The organism is Psychrobacter sp. H26, assembly GCF_059073035.1.
Genome location: NZ_JCACRW010000001.1, coordinates 3,015,828 through 3,030,586, shown reverse-complemented (window position 1 = coordinate 3,030,586; position 14,759 = coordinate 3,015,828). Strand labels below are relative to the sequence as shown.

Annotated in this window: 10 protein-coding genes; 3 read left to right on the top strand and 7 right to left on the bottom strand. The window is 45.9% G+C overall.

Going from position 1 to position 14,759, the window contains the following annotated elements; all coding sequences use genetic code 11:
• Positions 1–31: 31 nt before the first annotated feature.
• From nuoH to ndhC, 7 genes are all read right to left on the bottom strand, one after another.
• A complete protein-coding gene (gene nuoH, locus AC5JPT_RS12665; protein ID WP_493858304.1) occupies positions 32–1,075 on the bottom strand; it encodes an NADH-quinone oxidoreductase subunit NuoH in 1,044 nt (347 codons plus the stop codon).
• Between the two features lies 1 nt (position 1,076).
• Complete coding sequence (nuoG, locus tag AC5JPT_RS12660; RefSeq protein ID WP_493858303.1) at positions 1,077–4,154, bottom strand: NADH-quinone oxidoreductase subunit NuoG; 3,078 nt, start codon at positions 4,152–4,154, stop codon at positions 1,077–1,079.
• A gap of 10 nt (positions 4,155–4,164) precedes the next feature.
• Positions 4,165–5,589, bottom strand: a complete 1,425-nt coding sequence (gene nuoF, locus AC5JPT_RS12655) for an NADH-quinone oxidoreductase subunit NuoF (RefSeq protein ID WP_493858302.1) — start codon at positions 5,587–5,589, stop codon at positions 4,165–4,167.
• A complete protein-coding gene (gene nuoE, locus AC5JPT_RS12650; RefSeq protein WP_201555956.1) occupies positions 5,586–6,095 on the bottom strand; it encodes an NADH-quinone oxidoreductase subunit NuoE in 510 nt (169 codons plus the stop codon). The genes nuoF and nuoE overlap by 4 nt, the downstream gene beginning before the upstream one ends.
• A 152-nt stretch (positions 6,096–6,247) precedes the next feature.
• Positions 6,248–8,002: an NADH-quinone oxidoreductase subunit C/D gene (nuoC, locus tag AC5JPT_RS12645; protein ID WP_493858480.1), complete on the bottom strand. Its 1,755-nt coding sequence runs from the start codon at positions 8,000–8,002 to the stop codon at positions 6,248–6,250.
• Between the two features lie 168 nt (positions 8,003–8,170).
• On the bottom strand, positions 8,171–8,839 hold the full coding sequence (locus AC5JPT_RS12640; RefSeq protein ID WP_443524778.1) for a NuoB/complex I 20 kDa subunit family protein: 669 nt from the start codon (positions 8,837–8,839) through the stop codon (positions 8,171–8,173).
• A gap of 186 nt (positions 8,840–9,025) precedes the next feature.
• Entirely contained in the window at positions 9,026–9,649 is a 624-nt protein-coding gene (gene ndhC / locus AC5JPT_RS12635) for an NADH-quinone oxidoreductase subunit A (RefSeq protein WP_493858301.1), read from the bottom strand.
• Positions 9,650–10,479: 830 nt separating this feature from the next.
• Here ndhC and AC5JPT_RS12630 point away from each other — a divergent pair.
• From AC5JPT_RS12630 to dut, 3 genes are all read left to right on the top strand, one after another.
• Positions 10,480–12,513, top strand: a complete 2,034-nt coding sequence (locus AC5JPT_RS12630; RefSeq protein WP_493852479.1) for a UvrD-helicase domain-containing protein — start codon at positions 10,480–10,482, stop codon at positions 12,511–12,513.
• A gap of 126 nt (positions 12,514–12,639) precedes the next feature.
• The gene (mgtE, locus tag AC5JPT_RS12625) at positions 12,640–14,043 is read left to right on the top strand and encodes a magnesium transporter (RefSeq protein WP_493858300.1); all 1,404 of its coding nucleotides are present in this window, start codon (positions 12,640–12,642) and stop codon (positions 14,041–14,043) included.
• Between the two features lie 161 nt (positions 14,044–14,204).
• Positions 14,205–14,669 (top strand): dUTP diphosphatase, encoded by a 465-nt coding sequence (dut, locus tag AC5JPT_RS12620; protein WP_493858299.1) that lies wholly within the window; start codon positions 14,205–14,207, stop codon positions 14,667–14,669.
• Positions 14,670–14,759: the final 90 nt, after the last annotated feature.

The window sequence follows — 14,759 nt, the reverse complement described above, 5'->3', positions numbered from 1 at the left end:
CTAGTTCATCAGTGATGGCTACTAGTAATGACTATAACGTTGGGGAAAAGATCAAAATGACTGCAGCCGTAATCAATAGATTGATCAAGGTTACTGGCAGGCACACTTTCCAGCCAAAGTTCATCACCTGATCATAACGCGGACGCATGAGTGAGCCTCGAGCCAAAACAAACAATGTCATAAAGAACAGCGTTTTAATCATGAACCAAAAAGCTGGTGGAATAAATGAAATATCTAAATTAAAAGGTGCCAGCCAACCGCCAAAGAATAAACAAGTCATCAAGGCAGAAATCAAGACAACATTGACATACTCGCCAATGAAGAACATACCGAATTTCATGCCCGAATATTCGACATGATAGCCTTCGGCAAGCTCCTGCTCGGCTTCTGGTTGGTCAAATGGATGTCTGTGCGTTACCGCCACACCAGCGACCACAAAGGTCAAAAAGCCAAAAAACTGCGGAATGATGTACCAGCCGTCCGCTTGTGACTCAACAATGGCGCGCAGGTTAAATGAACCTGTCAGCGCCACCACACCCATTAATGACAAGCCCAAAAACACTTCGTAACTGATGGTCTGTGCAGCAGAGCGTAGACCACCAAGCAGTGAGAATTTATTAGCAGATGCCCAACCACCGAACATCACGGCATAGACCGCAATACCAGCCATAGCAAAGAAAAACAAAATACCAATATCCCAATCAACCACGCCCAATGTCGGCGAGATAGGAATAATGGCAAATGAGGCCAATGCCGTAAACATGGCAACCGCAGGCGCCAACGTGAACATAAACTTATCGGTAAATTTTGGTGTCCAATCTTCTTTAAAGAAGATTTTGAGCATATCTGCAATGAGCTGCAATGAACCAAAAGGACCAACGCGGTTGGGACCGTAGCGATCTTGCCATAAGGCTAGCATGCGGCGCTCATAGACAATCATCATTGCAGCAACCAGTACCACAACCAAAAAAATGACTAGCGATTGACCTACCAAAAACAAAATAGACCAAGCATCAAAGCTTATGCTATTGGCCAAAAAGCTTGGCACATCAGGGATAATACGGGTCACTTGCATATTACACCTCCTGTGTCGTGGTCGGTGCTGCGCTCATATGCACAGCCACATTGTTATTCATATCGTTAGCCATGCTACCCATCATCGTTACTGGTGCATCCACTTTACGTACCGACGCTGGCATTGATGGATGAATGATACTCACCTGCCCGACTGGATAGCCGATGCAGCCTTCTGCTAGATAACCAACCAACTGTACTGGCAAAGTAATCTGCTGCTTATCAATCTCAATCGCTAAGTAGTCACCAGCAGCGATATTCCAGTCTTTGGCATCATCAATACCGATGCGCCATGCGGCAACGGGTAGTTGCTCTGCAACGAGTGGGCTACGTGATGCCATCATTGAACTGGCATAGATGTTATGCATCGGTACCAGCTTGGCTTGACCTTGTTGTAAATCAGTGGTGTTTACAGACATAGCCTCTGGCGCAACATATTGACGAGTGGCTAGACGCTCTAGCTGATCGAACAAGCGCACACCTGGATCGCCATTTTTCAGATGACCACCAACTTTGTCTTGGTATTTGTTCCATGCTTGCGGTGAGTTCCAGCCTGCTGCACTGGCAAAAGGAATCATCGAGCTTGGTGTTTCTTTACCGCTATAGCCTTCCATTGAGAAAGTTAAACCTGTGTCCAAATCTTTTGGCTGCATCGGCTCATGTACTGAGATCGGTGCACGCATGGCGGTACGACCTGAGTAACGACGCGGCTGACGCGCAATCTTAAGACCGGTAATACGGTAGTCCGCTTCAGGCGCAGCGCCTTTGATACCCGCAAGTTTAGGGTGCGTTGCAATCAGAGCATTAATCACATCATCAAGCTGCGTCCAGTCAACATCACGACCTTCGATGCTACTATGGACAGCATGTATCCAGCGCCAGCCTTCTTTGATACTACTCATTGGGTGGTAGTATTCATTATCATAAACTTGGAAGAAACGCTGGGCACGACCTTCAGCAGATATTAGGGTACCATCCGCCTCTGCAAAGCTAGCCGCTGGCAATACGATATCGACGTCTTTATGCCAATCAAGCAGCTGGTGATCTAACGCAATGACCGTCTTATCCGTCAATAGTTGTGTCAACTTAGTAGCATCGATCGCATCTGTTAGCTGGTTTTCTGCAACCACGACCACATCATAATCAGTGGCAAGTAACTCTTCAACCGAGTGACCACCAAGCATACAGACACCCATACTATTGGCATCAGGAACCGTTAAGTAAATACCTGCTTGCGCTTGGTATTTAGTATTAACTTCTTTCAGCTCAAGGTTTTCAGCAGGTTCGCGTTCTATATCGTCCTGTACTTCTGTATCCACACCTGTTTCAGGCTTGTTCGGTTTGGCTGACAGCTCTTTATCTTCTTCAGGCTGATCATCAGCAGCTTCTGCTTGAGCTGCATTTACTTTGGCATTATGGGCGTCAACCTGCTGTTGCTCAGTGGCTTTGATTGCCTCACGTTTTTGGGTCAATGCTTGGGTAATCTGCGCCGCTGCTTCTATCAATGCGGTAGAAGACAGGCTACTACCTGACACAACCAATGGCTTATCGGCTTGGATCAAGTCATAAGCGATTTGCTGCGCCAATGCTTGCATACCGTCAGTTTCAGTACTTGTATCAGTGTCTTGCTCAGCCGCTTGCGGATCTACTATTTCTGATAAGTCGTCAGAAAGGTTTGTAATCTCATCAGCAACCTTAAAGCCAAGTTTAATAATATCTTCGGGAGTCGCAACCACACTCACTTTACTGATGTCTTCTAGCTTGGTTTGCGTCACATCGATGACATAGACTGGGCTCAGCGTATCTTGAGCAATACGTTTAACTGGTTCGGCAAGCCACGGCTGTGTCTGTAACGCAGCCGCCATTTTCAAGCCTTCGTTTTTTGCCGCTTGGCGTACTGATAGCGCGACTCTTGATGAGGTTTGCGTGATGTCTTCACCCAATACGAGCACCGCATCGTGCGCTTCGATATCGGTCATACTAGGGTTATAAATACCTTCAGTGCTCAGCACTTCTATGCACTTATTGACCAGTGCTTGCTGCTGATGGTTCAGACCGGTTGAAAAGTTATCAAAGCCGACTAGGTTTTTGAGCGCAAAGTTGGTCTCTAGACTGGCACGCGGTGAGCCAATACCAATGACTCTTTTATCTTTAATACGTTTGATGGTTTCATCAAGTGCATAGTCGATATTGATTTTGACATGCTTATCATTGATACGTTCAAGCGCTTGCGTTGGACGATCCGCGCGGTTGACGTAGCCGTAACCAAAGCGACCACGGTCACATAAGAAGTAACGGTTCACCTCACCGTTATAGCGGTTTTCGATACGGCGCAATTCACCATAACGCTCACCTGGCGAGATATTACAACCTGCTGAGCAGCCATGACAGATGCTAGGCGCATACTGCATGTCCCACTTACGATTGTAGCGATCGGAGTGGGTTTTATCAGTAAACACACCGGTTGGGCAGACTTCAGTCAAGTTACCTGAAAACTCACTTTCAAACTGACCATCTTTATCACGGCCAAAATAAACGCGGTTGTTTGAGCCATAAACGCCCAAATCTTCACCGCCCGCGTAATCTTTATAAAAACGTACACAGCGATAGCAAGCGATACAACGGTTCATCTCATGTGCGATGAATGGCCCAAGCTCTTGGTTATGGTGCGTGCGTTTGGTAAAGCGATAGCGACGACGGCTATGACCTGACATATAGGTCATGTCTTGCAAGTGACAATGTCCACCTTCTTCACAAGTTGGACAGTCATGTGGATGGTTGGTCATGAGTAGCTCAACCATCGACTTACGGAATGCTTTGGCTTCATCGTCAGTCACAGAGATGTACATGTCATCGCCAGGAGCGACCATACAGGACATCACCAAACGACCGCGCCCTGCTTCCATGTCGTCTTTATTCTGAAATTGCTTGACCGCACACTGACGGCACGAGCCTACTGAGCCAAGGGCTGGATGATAACAAAAATACGGCACATCAATGCCAAGTGATAAGCAGGCCTGTAGTAAGTTGTCGCTGCTATCTACTTCGACAGTGGTTCCATCAATATGTATGACTGCCATGCCGCTCTCCTTATTTCGCTACTGGCTGTTGGTTGGCTGCCGCATCAATAACATCGACACCAACCGCCTGCGCGATTTTTTGATCAAACTCTGGACGGAAATATTTAATCGCACTCATTAGTGGCTCCATCGCACCTGGCGCATGAGCACAGAATGTTTTACCGATCCATAAGTCACGCGTTAAGCCTTCTAGTTTTTCTACATCACCCACTTGCCCTTCACCATCATTGATGGCAGTGAGCAGTTTAACGCCCCATGGCAGACCATCACGGCATGGTGTACACCAACCACATGACTCGCGTTGAAAGAAAATCTCAAGGTTGCGCAGTAATGGCACCATGTCCTGTGATTCATCGACGACCATAATCAGACCAGTACCCATACGGCTACCCGCATTTTGAATGGTGTCAAAATCTACTACCACATCTAAATGTTCAGCGGTTAAAAAGTCAGTCGAGGCACCGCCCGGTAGCCAAGCCTTCAGCGTTTTACCATCTTTCATACCGCCTGCCAAATCTTCGATGATTTCGCGAGCCGTATAACCAAATGGCAATTCCCATAGACCTGGGTCATTAACCAATCCTGAGCAGCCAAATAGCTTGGTGCCCGGCGTTTTACTTTTGCCTTTGATTTCAGATAATGACTGATACCATTCAACGCCATGGTTCAAAATGGCTGGCATGTTGCACAGCGTTTCAACGTTGTTGACAACGGTTGGACGACCCCATGCACCAGAGATTTGTGGAAACGGTGGTTTGGTACGTGGGTTAGCACGGCGACCTTCTAAACAGTTAATCAATGCGGTTTCTTCACCGCAGATATAACGTCCAGCGCCCGTATGCACGTGCAAATTAAAGCTAAAATCTGAGCCTAAAATATTGTCGCCCATTAGATTGTTAGCCAAGCATTCTTCGATAGCAGCGACCAGACGCTCAGCTGCTAAGATGTACTCACCGCGGATAAAGATATAACCGTCAGTCGCGCCAATCGCATGAGCGGTAATGAGCATACCTTCGATCAGCTGAAACGGTAGACGCTCCATGAGCAAACGGTCTTTGAATGTGCCCGGCTCCATTTCATCAGCATTACAGATAAGATAACGCGGTAGACCATCTGGAGGTGACATAAATGACCACTTAAGACCAGCGTTAAAACCTGCACCGCCGCGACCTCTGACGTTGGCCGCTTTAATCATATTGCCAACTTCTTTAGGCGATTTAGATAGCGCTTCTTTTAGACCCGTAAAGCCTTTTAGGGACTCATAAGTGGCTAAATCAAGCACGGCGTCATGGTGCGCTAGGCGCCACGTCAATGGCTTAGTTTCGCTAGTCGCTGTGGCTTTATCGCCATAGATTGGAACACGCTGTGCATTTAGCTGACTTGGTGCTTGACCTTGACCGCGACGAGCAATCTGCTCTGAAATCGTTAAACTCATGCGTATATCTCCAATAGTTGCGCGACCTCGGAGGGTTGGACAGGGCCGTAAGTATCTTCGTCAATCAGTACTGCCGGGCCTTTGTCGCAGTTTCCTAAGCAGCAAATTGGTAGTAACGTAAATCGACCATCAGCAGTTGTCTGTCCGTACTCGATACCCAGCTGCGATCTAATTTCAGCTGATAGCGCCTCATAACCTGTCAAGTAACAAGCTACAGAGTCACAGATCAGAATCACATGACGACCGACCGGCTGACGGTAGATACGGTTAAAGAAAGTCGCAACCCCATCCATATCTGACATCGGAATGTCTAGGATATTGGCAATAGCGTTTGCCTGGGCGTCATCAACCCAGCCATTACGCTTTTGCACGATTTTAAGTGCATCTAGCGAGGCGGCACGTGCTTGCGGGTAATGATGCATAAACTCATGAATGGCAGCAATTTCCTCAGTGGTGAGGATGCTCTCTACATCTACTTTTGGCATTTTGTCGGAAACAATTTTCATAATCTTCTATCTTTCCTCACTCATCCTGCTCTATCACTAGACAATATCAGTCTCATTGCAACTGGGTTATATCGAAAAGTGACAGCATTTTGGTGTGCCATCAGGCAATAATATATTGATAAACAACTATTCTTTAAGACTTACTGGCATCTTTAACGATCACAATCTGCCATCACAATATCTATCGATGCTAAATACATAATGGCGTCAGAAACAAGCGATCCATTAATGACCGATGGCATCTGTTGTATATGCGCAAATGTTGGTGTACGAATGCGCGTACGATAGCTCATCGTGGCTTTGTCTGAGGTGATGTAATAACTGTTCAGACCTTTGGTCGCCTCGACGATTGTCGCACACTCACCCGCTGGCATCACAGGACCCCAAGATACTGAGATGAAGTGGTTAATCAATGTCTCAATATCATTTAGCGTACGGTCTTTTGGCGGTGGCACAGCGAGTGGATGATCCGCTTTGTAAGGGCCTTGTGGCATGTTGTCCATACATTGACGAATGATACGTAATGACTGGCGCATCTCTTCAACTTTTACCATACAACGATCATACGCATCACCGTTGTAACCAACGGGTACTTCAAAATCGTAATTTTCATAGCCCATATACGGGCGTGCTTTACGCAAATCAAAGTCCACACCAGTCGCACGCAGTCCCGCACCTGTCACACCCCAAGCCAATGCTTGCTTGGCGTTGTACTGAGCAACGCCTTGAGTACGGCCTTTGAGTACGCTGTTCTGTAATGCTGCTTTGACATACTCGTCCAAGCGTTTCGGCATCCAATCTAAGAACTCACGAACCAGACGCTGCCAACCACGTGGCAAGTCAGCCGCCGTACCACCGATACGGAACCAAGCAGGATGCATACGATAACCTGTCACAGCCTCAATAACGTCATAGGCTTTTTGACGATCGGTAAACATATAGAATACAGGCGTCATGCCGCCCGCATCCTGAATGAACGTACCAACGTATAGTAAATTGTTAGTGATTCGGAAAAACTCACTCATCATCACACGGATAGTTTCGGCGCGAGGTGGAACCGTAATTCCTGCAAGCTTTTCAACCGACATGATATACGGCAGCTCATTCATCACACCGCCGAGATAATCAATACGGTCGGTATAAGGAATGAATGAGTGCCACGTTTGGCGCTCAGCCATCTTTTCGGCGCCGCGATGGTGATAGCCGATATCAGGGATACAATCAACGACTTCTTCGCCATCCAGCTGTAGCACCAAACGAAACGCACCATGAGCAGAGGGATGGTTAGGACCGATGTTCAAGAACATAAAGTCTTCATCGCGACCTGAGCGCTTCATACCCCACTCTTCTGGGACAAAACGCAGGTTTTCTTGCTCGTATTGCTGCTTGGCCGTGTTCAAGAAATACGGAGTAAACTCAGTCGCACGCGCATGATACTCTTTACGCAGTGGATGCCCTTCCCAGTATTTTGGCAATAAAATACGGGTCAAATGCGGATGGCCGCTAAAGACAATACCGAACATATCCCATACTTCGCGCTCATACCAGTTGGCGTTTGGCCAAATATTGGTAGCGCTTGGCACGTTGAGATCGTCTTCGCTCAGTGCGACTTTGACACGTATATCACTATTGCGCTCAAGCGACATTAAATGGTAAAAAACGGTAAAATCACTGTCAGGCAAACCCTGTCGATGCTGACGCAAGCGCTCATCTATAGCCGACAAATCAAATAGCATGACATAGGGCTTGGGCAATTTACGCAGGAATAAGAGAACGTCTAATAAGTCTGCACGCGCCACCCAAACCGTTGGAATCTCATCCACAGTGTGCTGCACAACAAATTTACCAGCGTACTTCTGCTCCAGCTCTGTAATGACTGCTGGGACGGGCTTGATCCTAGGATCCATGTTTTTAGAATCTTTGTTTTCGACTACCGTGACCATGAATGATGTATTCCTTCATTAATCATAACTGAACTATGTCAACCATAACTGAGCTATGTTGATCATAACCGAACTATGATAAGCGCATAAAATATTGAAACTATTGCTACAAGTCTAAATGCTGTTTAGAACTTAGATACTGTCTGGGCTGCGCAAGTTTTTGACAGCAATACGATCAGCCTGCTTGCGGTCACGCTCAGGCGTCATTTGCGGCTGATAGATACCCTGCTCATTGACATAAGCACCTAACGGACGACGCTCTTTAGTGATGGATTCTTGCAGTAACATCAAACCCTGAATCAACGCTTCTGGGCGCGGTGGACAACCTGGCACATAGACATCAACAGGGATGATCTTATCCACGCCTTGTACGACTGAATAGATATCATACATACCGCCTGAGTTGGCACAGGCACCCATAGAGATGACCCATTTTGGCTCAAGCATCTGCTCATAGAGACGCTGGATAACAGGCGCCATCTTGACGAAGCAGGTACCGGCGACGATCATCACATCGGCCTGACGAGGTGACGCACGGATAACCTCTGCCCCAAAGCGTGACAAATCATGAACCGCAGTCAAGGTAGTGGCGTATTCGACATAACAACAAGAGGTACCAAAGTTAAATGGCCACAGTGAGTGCTTACGCCCCCAGTTTGCTGTTGAATGAACAAGATCTTCTAGGCGACCCATAAAGACGTTTTTATTGACTTCGTCTTCGATAGGATCATTGACCGTTTGGCTGGTCTGTGCAGGATAGGTATCTGCATCAGGGTTGGCTTTTGTTAATGTGTATTTCATAACATACAACCTTCATATTAAGTTTGGCGTAGCAATCGTCTTACTTGTGCTATCGCCATAACTTTTATTATTGAGTATCTGATCATAAATGCCTGATCATCGGTGATCATTGATAAAACCGACTACCGTTTTTATATCTTGCTGCCCATTGTGACAAACGCTACAAGCTAAAATCAACAGCTGGTGCTAACGCTCAGTCTTGTCTTGTTGAGCAGACATCGCAAAATCTACAGTGGTCACATTACCTGTCGTATTGATATGATCAATGTTTTGTAGATGACGGCGATTGGCCTCAATATTGTTTGAGACATTGATTTGTCCTGATGACTGTGCTGGCACCTTACCGGTAGGATCGACCATCAATTCATGAGCGCCATCAAACTTAGTAATGTCTGCCAAGTTAAAGCCAGCAGGAGCGGCATGTAAGCGTACTTTTTTGCGTAGCTTATCTGCAGGTGCCCAGTTCATCGCACCCAAGCTGAGCTCATAGATCAGACCAATAATTAGGATAGTGATAAAGGTAGCAGCGGCGGCAAAACCAAGCCAGCCAGCTTCTCGTACTGAAACAGCGTAAGCGTAGAGATATAGCGCTTCTAAATCAAAAATAACAAAGAAAATCGCTACAAGATAGAATTTAGCAGACAAACGAATACGGGCGTTGCCAGATCCGACAACACCCGCTTCAAATATTTCTTCTTTTTGTGAGCCTTGAGAGCGGCCACCAAGCAAACGCGGTACAACCAGCATAAAGACAACTAGCCCAATGGCGGCTAAGATAAAAGCAACTGCTGACCAATTAAAAGCAGACATGATAATACGTGCTCCTCACCCAATCGAGTGTCATACACAGCGCAAGTACTGACCTACGAGGGTCGCCTCACGACAGGTATAACGTAGACGAAAACACAAAGCGACTGTCACTGCATTTAAGCATTTGTCACTGAGTTTAAGTAACTGTCATTGAGTCACATGTTAGGTATTTTGCTGGTAATAACCAATTATCAAGCGTATTGACGACGATGTCAGACATGACCAACTATAGAGATTCCGGAATGCACGCGGACAAAGGCTGGTCGCCCAACGCATCTTCTAACAACGTAAGATCAACGTATTAAATCAATATCATATCTGGCTGCGTATTTAATTGATTTAATAGCTCATTACACGTGGTCAATAATGGCGTGACAACTGGCATAAATTATTTACGTACTATACGCATATCAGTGCCTAAAAGCTAGTTTTTAACTGTATTGAACGGTCACTTTCTGTGCAAAAAAAATGTGTTTTTTTTACTATGAATTATGATATGGACTTTACCTTATATTAACCCCAAATCCATACTTTTGACTATGCTCGTATCTTGCTACGGTATTTATCAAAACTTAGTTGATCAAGCACTCTTATTTCACTAACCAACTCCTCCCCCAAAGGAGCTATTTTTGCTTTATAATAACCCACCTGATTTTGGTGATATTTTACTATCAGACCGTAAACTCAATTATTCTTATAATACATAGTATCCAACAATAAATAGTATTCAACTGTCGCTACGATATTGATTTTGGTGAGACGCGTCGTGTTCATCTACTTGTGCGATATCAGTGCTACCCTCTTTTTGCTTTTGTCTTACAGGTCACGTTATGAGTCAACTCAATCCCAAACAATCCGAGGCCATGCTCTACGTATCTGGTCCCCTACTCGTCCTTGCAGGTGCAGGCTCCGGTAAGACCTCAGTGATCACGCGTAAGATCGCTTACTTGATCCAAGAGTGTGATATGCCAGCTGAGCGTATCACGGCGGTGACCTTTACCAATAAAGCAGCACGTGAAATGAAAGCGCGTGTCAGTAAACTACTACCAAGTGAAAAAATGCGCGGTCTAACGGTATCGACCTTTCACCAATTTGGTCTCCAGTTTTTGCGCTATGAGTTGATTCATACCCCGCTTAAGGGCAATTTTTCTATCATGGACAGTGACGACAGTAAGCGTTTGCTCATGGAGCTCATGATGCGTGATAACCTGAGTGGCGCTGAAAGTCGCGAGCTCGTTGGCAAAGCAATCAAGATGATCTCTGACTGGAAAAACGATTTGGTCGAGCCTGATCAGGCGATGGAAACGCTAGACGATCCAGAAGAGATGATTTTTGCGACGTTATATGCGCTTTATGAGCGTAACTTGCGCGCGTATAATGCCGTTGATTTTGATGACCTGATTGTATTGCCTACCAAGATTTTACGTGAAAATAGAGAGCTACGTGACAAGTGGCAAAACCGTATTCGTTATCTATTAGTTGATGAGTATCAAGATACCAATACCGCTCAGTACGAAATGATTAAAAATCTGGTTGGGCCGCAAGGGCGATTTACCGTGGTGGGTGATGACGATCAGTCTATCTACGCATGGCGCGGGGCAAAACCTGAAAACATGGCGCTGCTAAAAGAAGACTTTCCAAAACTAAAAATCGTCATGCTGGAACAAAATTACCGCTCGACCACGCGTATTTTGACCTCTGCCAACGCGGTTATTACCAACAACGAGCATTTATTTGAAAAGAAACTGTGGTCAGATAAGGGCCAAGGCGAAAAGATTCGGATCATCAACTGCCGTAATGACGATGACGAATCGGAGCGCGTCGCTAAAGAAATCGTCACCCATAAACTGCGCTTTGGCAATGAGTGGGAACAATATGCAGTACTATACCGCAGTAACTTTCAGGCACGTATGCTAGAGGCGCAACTGCGACAGCTGCAAATTCCTTATAAATTATCGGGTGGGCAGTCTTTCTTTGCCCGTAGTGAAATCAAAGACATCATGGGTTATCTGCGTCTGATATTGAACCCCGAAGATGACAGTGCATTTTTGCGTATTATTAATACGCCTAAGCGCGGTATGGGACCTGCCACGCTCGAAAAGCTCGGCTTATTTGCACAAGAACACAGCATATCGCTACTGGCTTCCTGTACTCACGCAGGTTTGACTCACGTGCTACCTTCCAAGGCTTATGGCACAATAAAAGAGTTTGGTGAGTTCATTGAGCACTATACGCGTGAGCTCGATCAGCACCCTGATCCTGTGCCAATCGTGCGTCAAATGATTGATGAAACGGGCTATATTGATTTTGTCCGTAGCGATGCCAAAACACCGCAGCAAGAAAAAAACCGTATTGATAATATCGATATGCTATATACCAGTATTCAGTCATTGATCAATCGCGCGGAAGAAGACGAAGACCGGACGATTGATACCATCATTCGTAAGCTGGTTTTGCTCGATATGCTCGAACAACAGCAAGAAGAAGAAAACACCAACAAAGTTAACTTGATGACCTTGCATGCGGCAAAAGGTTTGGAGTTTGATTTTGTCTATATCATGGGGCTTGAGGAAGAGATGCTACCGCATCGCAACTCTATCATGAGTGAGACAGTCGAAGAAGAACGTCGTCTGATGTATGTAGGGATTACTCGTGCGCGTCGCGAGCTGACATTGACGCTTGCGACCCAGCGCCGTGCTGGTGGGCAAATGCGTGTCACCTCTGAGTCTCGGTTTTTGGACGAGCTGCCTGAAGATCATATTGATTGGCCCGCCAAAGCGAAAAAGAAAAAAGCGACCAAAGACCCAGAGGCTGTCGCTGATGAATACTTGGCCAATATTCGAGCGCTACTCGGTAAACGCTAACATTAGCACTAGTAGTATTGGCAGCACATATCGTTGACTGAGTACATTTGGCAAGCGTCACGCTGCAATCGTTGACACATGATTGGGCTATAGTTATTTCACCTTTCTAAAAATATGGGATCCCTTATGCCTACCACGACGCCCGAGCAGGAACGACCCTCAACACTACCAGGCGATTACAATCCAGCTGAATATAGCGCCGAATATAAACTGTTGTATTTGCAGGATTTGGTGGCCGATAAAGCATATGAAGCGATCACTGAGTTTTTAGAAAAGCAGTCTGAGTATGAGATTGCAAGCCTACTAGAATCGTTCCCTACCCAGAACCGTTTACTCATCTGGGAACAAGTACCAGAGAGCATCAAGGGTGAAGTGCTTGCTGAGCTCGAGTACGATACTCGCCAGCCGTTGATGGAGAACATCTCTTCTCAAGAGATCTCATTGTTTACTCAAGACCTCGATGCTCAGGATATCTCTGAGATTCTGGATACCCTAACTGAGAGCGTCCGTACCTCAGTGATGGCAACGCTGGACGAAGAGACGCGTGTCCAAGTCAATAAACTTGATACGTACAACGACTGGGAAGTTGGCAGCTATATGGATCCTGATATTATCCAAATAAGAGATGATATCTATCTGTCTAATGTACAAGATTGGCTGCGCCAGAACGACGATTTGCTTGATGACGAAAGCCAAGAGCTGCTAGTGGTTGATCAAAGCCAGCAATTACTCGGTCTATTGAGCCTAGTAGATTTGATCAAGCATAAGCAGAGCACTCTAGTCTCGGAGCTGATTGATACTGCTATTACGATTAACGATCGCTTAGACATCCAAGATGCCGCTGCGATTTTTCGTTCAGAAGACATCCGTTTTGCCCCAGTGATTAATAGCCATGGTGAACTGGTTGGACAGCTAAATGGCGAGGACATTATGGAAATTATCCAAGATGATGTCGATAGCACCATGAAAAACCTCGCTGGTGTTAGTCAAGATGAAGAGCTGTTCGCGCCTATCCTAACCAGCGCCAAAAGCCGTAGCGTTTGGTTAGGCATTAACTTATGTACCGCGCTTTTGGCCGCAGCAGTGATTGGGCAGTTCGAGGAAGTATTGGCACAAGTGGTGGCGCTAGCAATACTCATGCCTGTGGTTGCCAGTATGGGCGGTATTGCAGGCTCACAGACATTGACCGTCGTCATCCGCGGTATGGCAATGGGTCAAATCGGTGGTTCTAACCGAGTCTGGCTACTCAACAAAGAGCTGTGGGTGGGTGCGATAAACGGTATCATTTGGGCGATAATTATGGCGTTTATCGCTCAATTATGGTTTCATGATATCAAGATTAGTGCCGTCATTGGCTTTGCCATTGCGATTAATATGACTGCGGCTAACGTCTCGGGGATTAGTATACCGCTGATGCTAAAACGCATGAATATTGATCCTGCGTTGTCCGCCTCAGTGATTCTAACGACCGTGACGGATATCGTCGGTTTTATGTCATTCTTAGGATTAGCGAGTGTACTGATACTTTAGTTAAACTATCGAATAGTCAGTTGTCTGTCTAAAATATGACACTATAATTTATCTAAAAACGTTGAATAACTTTTTAACATCGTAATCTATAAACTGAAATCTAAGAGTTAAACTCTAAAAACTAAAATATAGAAACTATCAAACCATTAAGTGAGTGCGTTATGCAGGCTGTACAAGTTAAAGTCGTAAACCATAAAATTACTGAAGATGAAGCGTTCTCTCTACCGACTCGCGCAACCGATGGCAGTGCTGGTATAGATCTGCGTGCTTGTATCGATGAGCCTTTGACCATCAAAGCAGGCGAAACCCATTTGATCGGTACAGGCCTTGCGGTCTATATCCAAGATCCTAATTATGCGGGCATGATCCTACCGCGCTCAGGTCTCGGTCATAAGCACGGTATCGTCTTGGGTAACTTGGTTGGGCTCATTGATGCTGACTATCAAGGTGAGCTGATGGTCAGTGTTTGGAACCGTAGCGAAAATGATTTTGTACTTAATCCAGCAGAACGCATGGCGCAGTATATTGTCGTTCCTATTGCCCGTCCTGCGTTTGAAATCGTCGCAGAATTCAATGATGAAAGCGTACGCGGTGCTGGTGGGTTCGGACATTCAGGTCGTCAGTAGTCGAATAGGCAGTTTTTTGGATAGCGACTAGCGTTTATTTGGATAACATTGATAAGATCTTAGGCTATCTCGTTTTTATCTTACTTATCA

What these genes read in the sequence shown, in the direction of transcription:
- nuoH (WP_493858304.1), bottom strand. Translation starts at nt 1,075, where the DNA reads ATGCAAGTGACCCGTATTATCCCTGATGTGCCAAGCTTTTTGGCCAAT.
- nuoG (WP_493858303.1), bottom strand. Translation starts at nt 4,154, where the DNA reads ATGGCAGTCATACATATTGATGGAACCACTGTCGAAGTAGATAGCAGC.
- nuoF (WP_493858302.1), bottom strand. Translation starts at nt 5,589, where the DNA reads ATGAGTTTAACGATTTCAGAGCAGATTGCTCGTCGCGGTCAAGGTCAA.
- nuoE (WP_201555956.1), bottom strand. Translation starts at nt 6,095, where the DNA reads ATGAAAATTGTTTCCGACAAAATGCCAAAAGTAGATGTAGAGAGCATC.
- nuoC (WP_493858480.1), bottom strand. Translation starts at nt 8,002, where the DNA reads ATGGATCCTAGGATCAAGCCCGTCCCAGCAGTCATTACAGAGCTGGAG.
- AC5JPT_RS12640 (WP_443524778.1), bottom strand. Translation starts at nt 8,839, where the DNA reads ATGAAATACACATTAACAAAAGCCAACCCTGATGCAGATACCTATCCT.
- ndhC (WP_493858301.1), bottom strand. Translation starts at nt 9,649, where the DNA reads ATGTCTGCTTTTAATTGGTCAGCAGTTGCTTTTATCTTAGCCGCCATT.
- AC5JPT_RS12630 (WP_493852479.1), top strand. Translation starts at nt 10,480, where the DNA reads ATGAGTCAACTCAATCCCAAACAATCCGAGGCCATGCTCTACGTATCT.
- mgtE (WP_493858300.1), top strand. Translation starts at nt 12,640, where the DNA reads ATGCCTACCACGACGCCCGAGCAGGAACGACCCTCAACACTACCAGGC.
- dut (WP_493858299.1), top strand. Translation starts at nt 14,205, where the DNA reads ATGCAGGCTGTACAAGTTAAAGTCGTAAACCATAAAATTACTGAAGAT.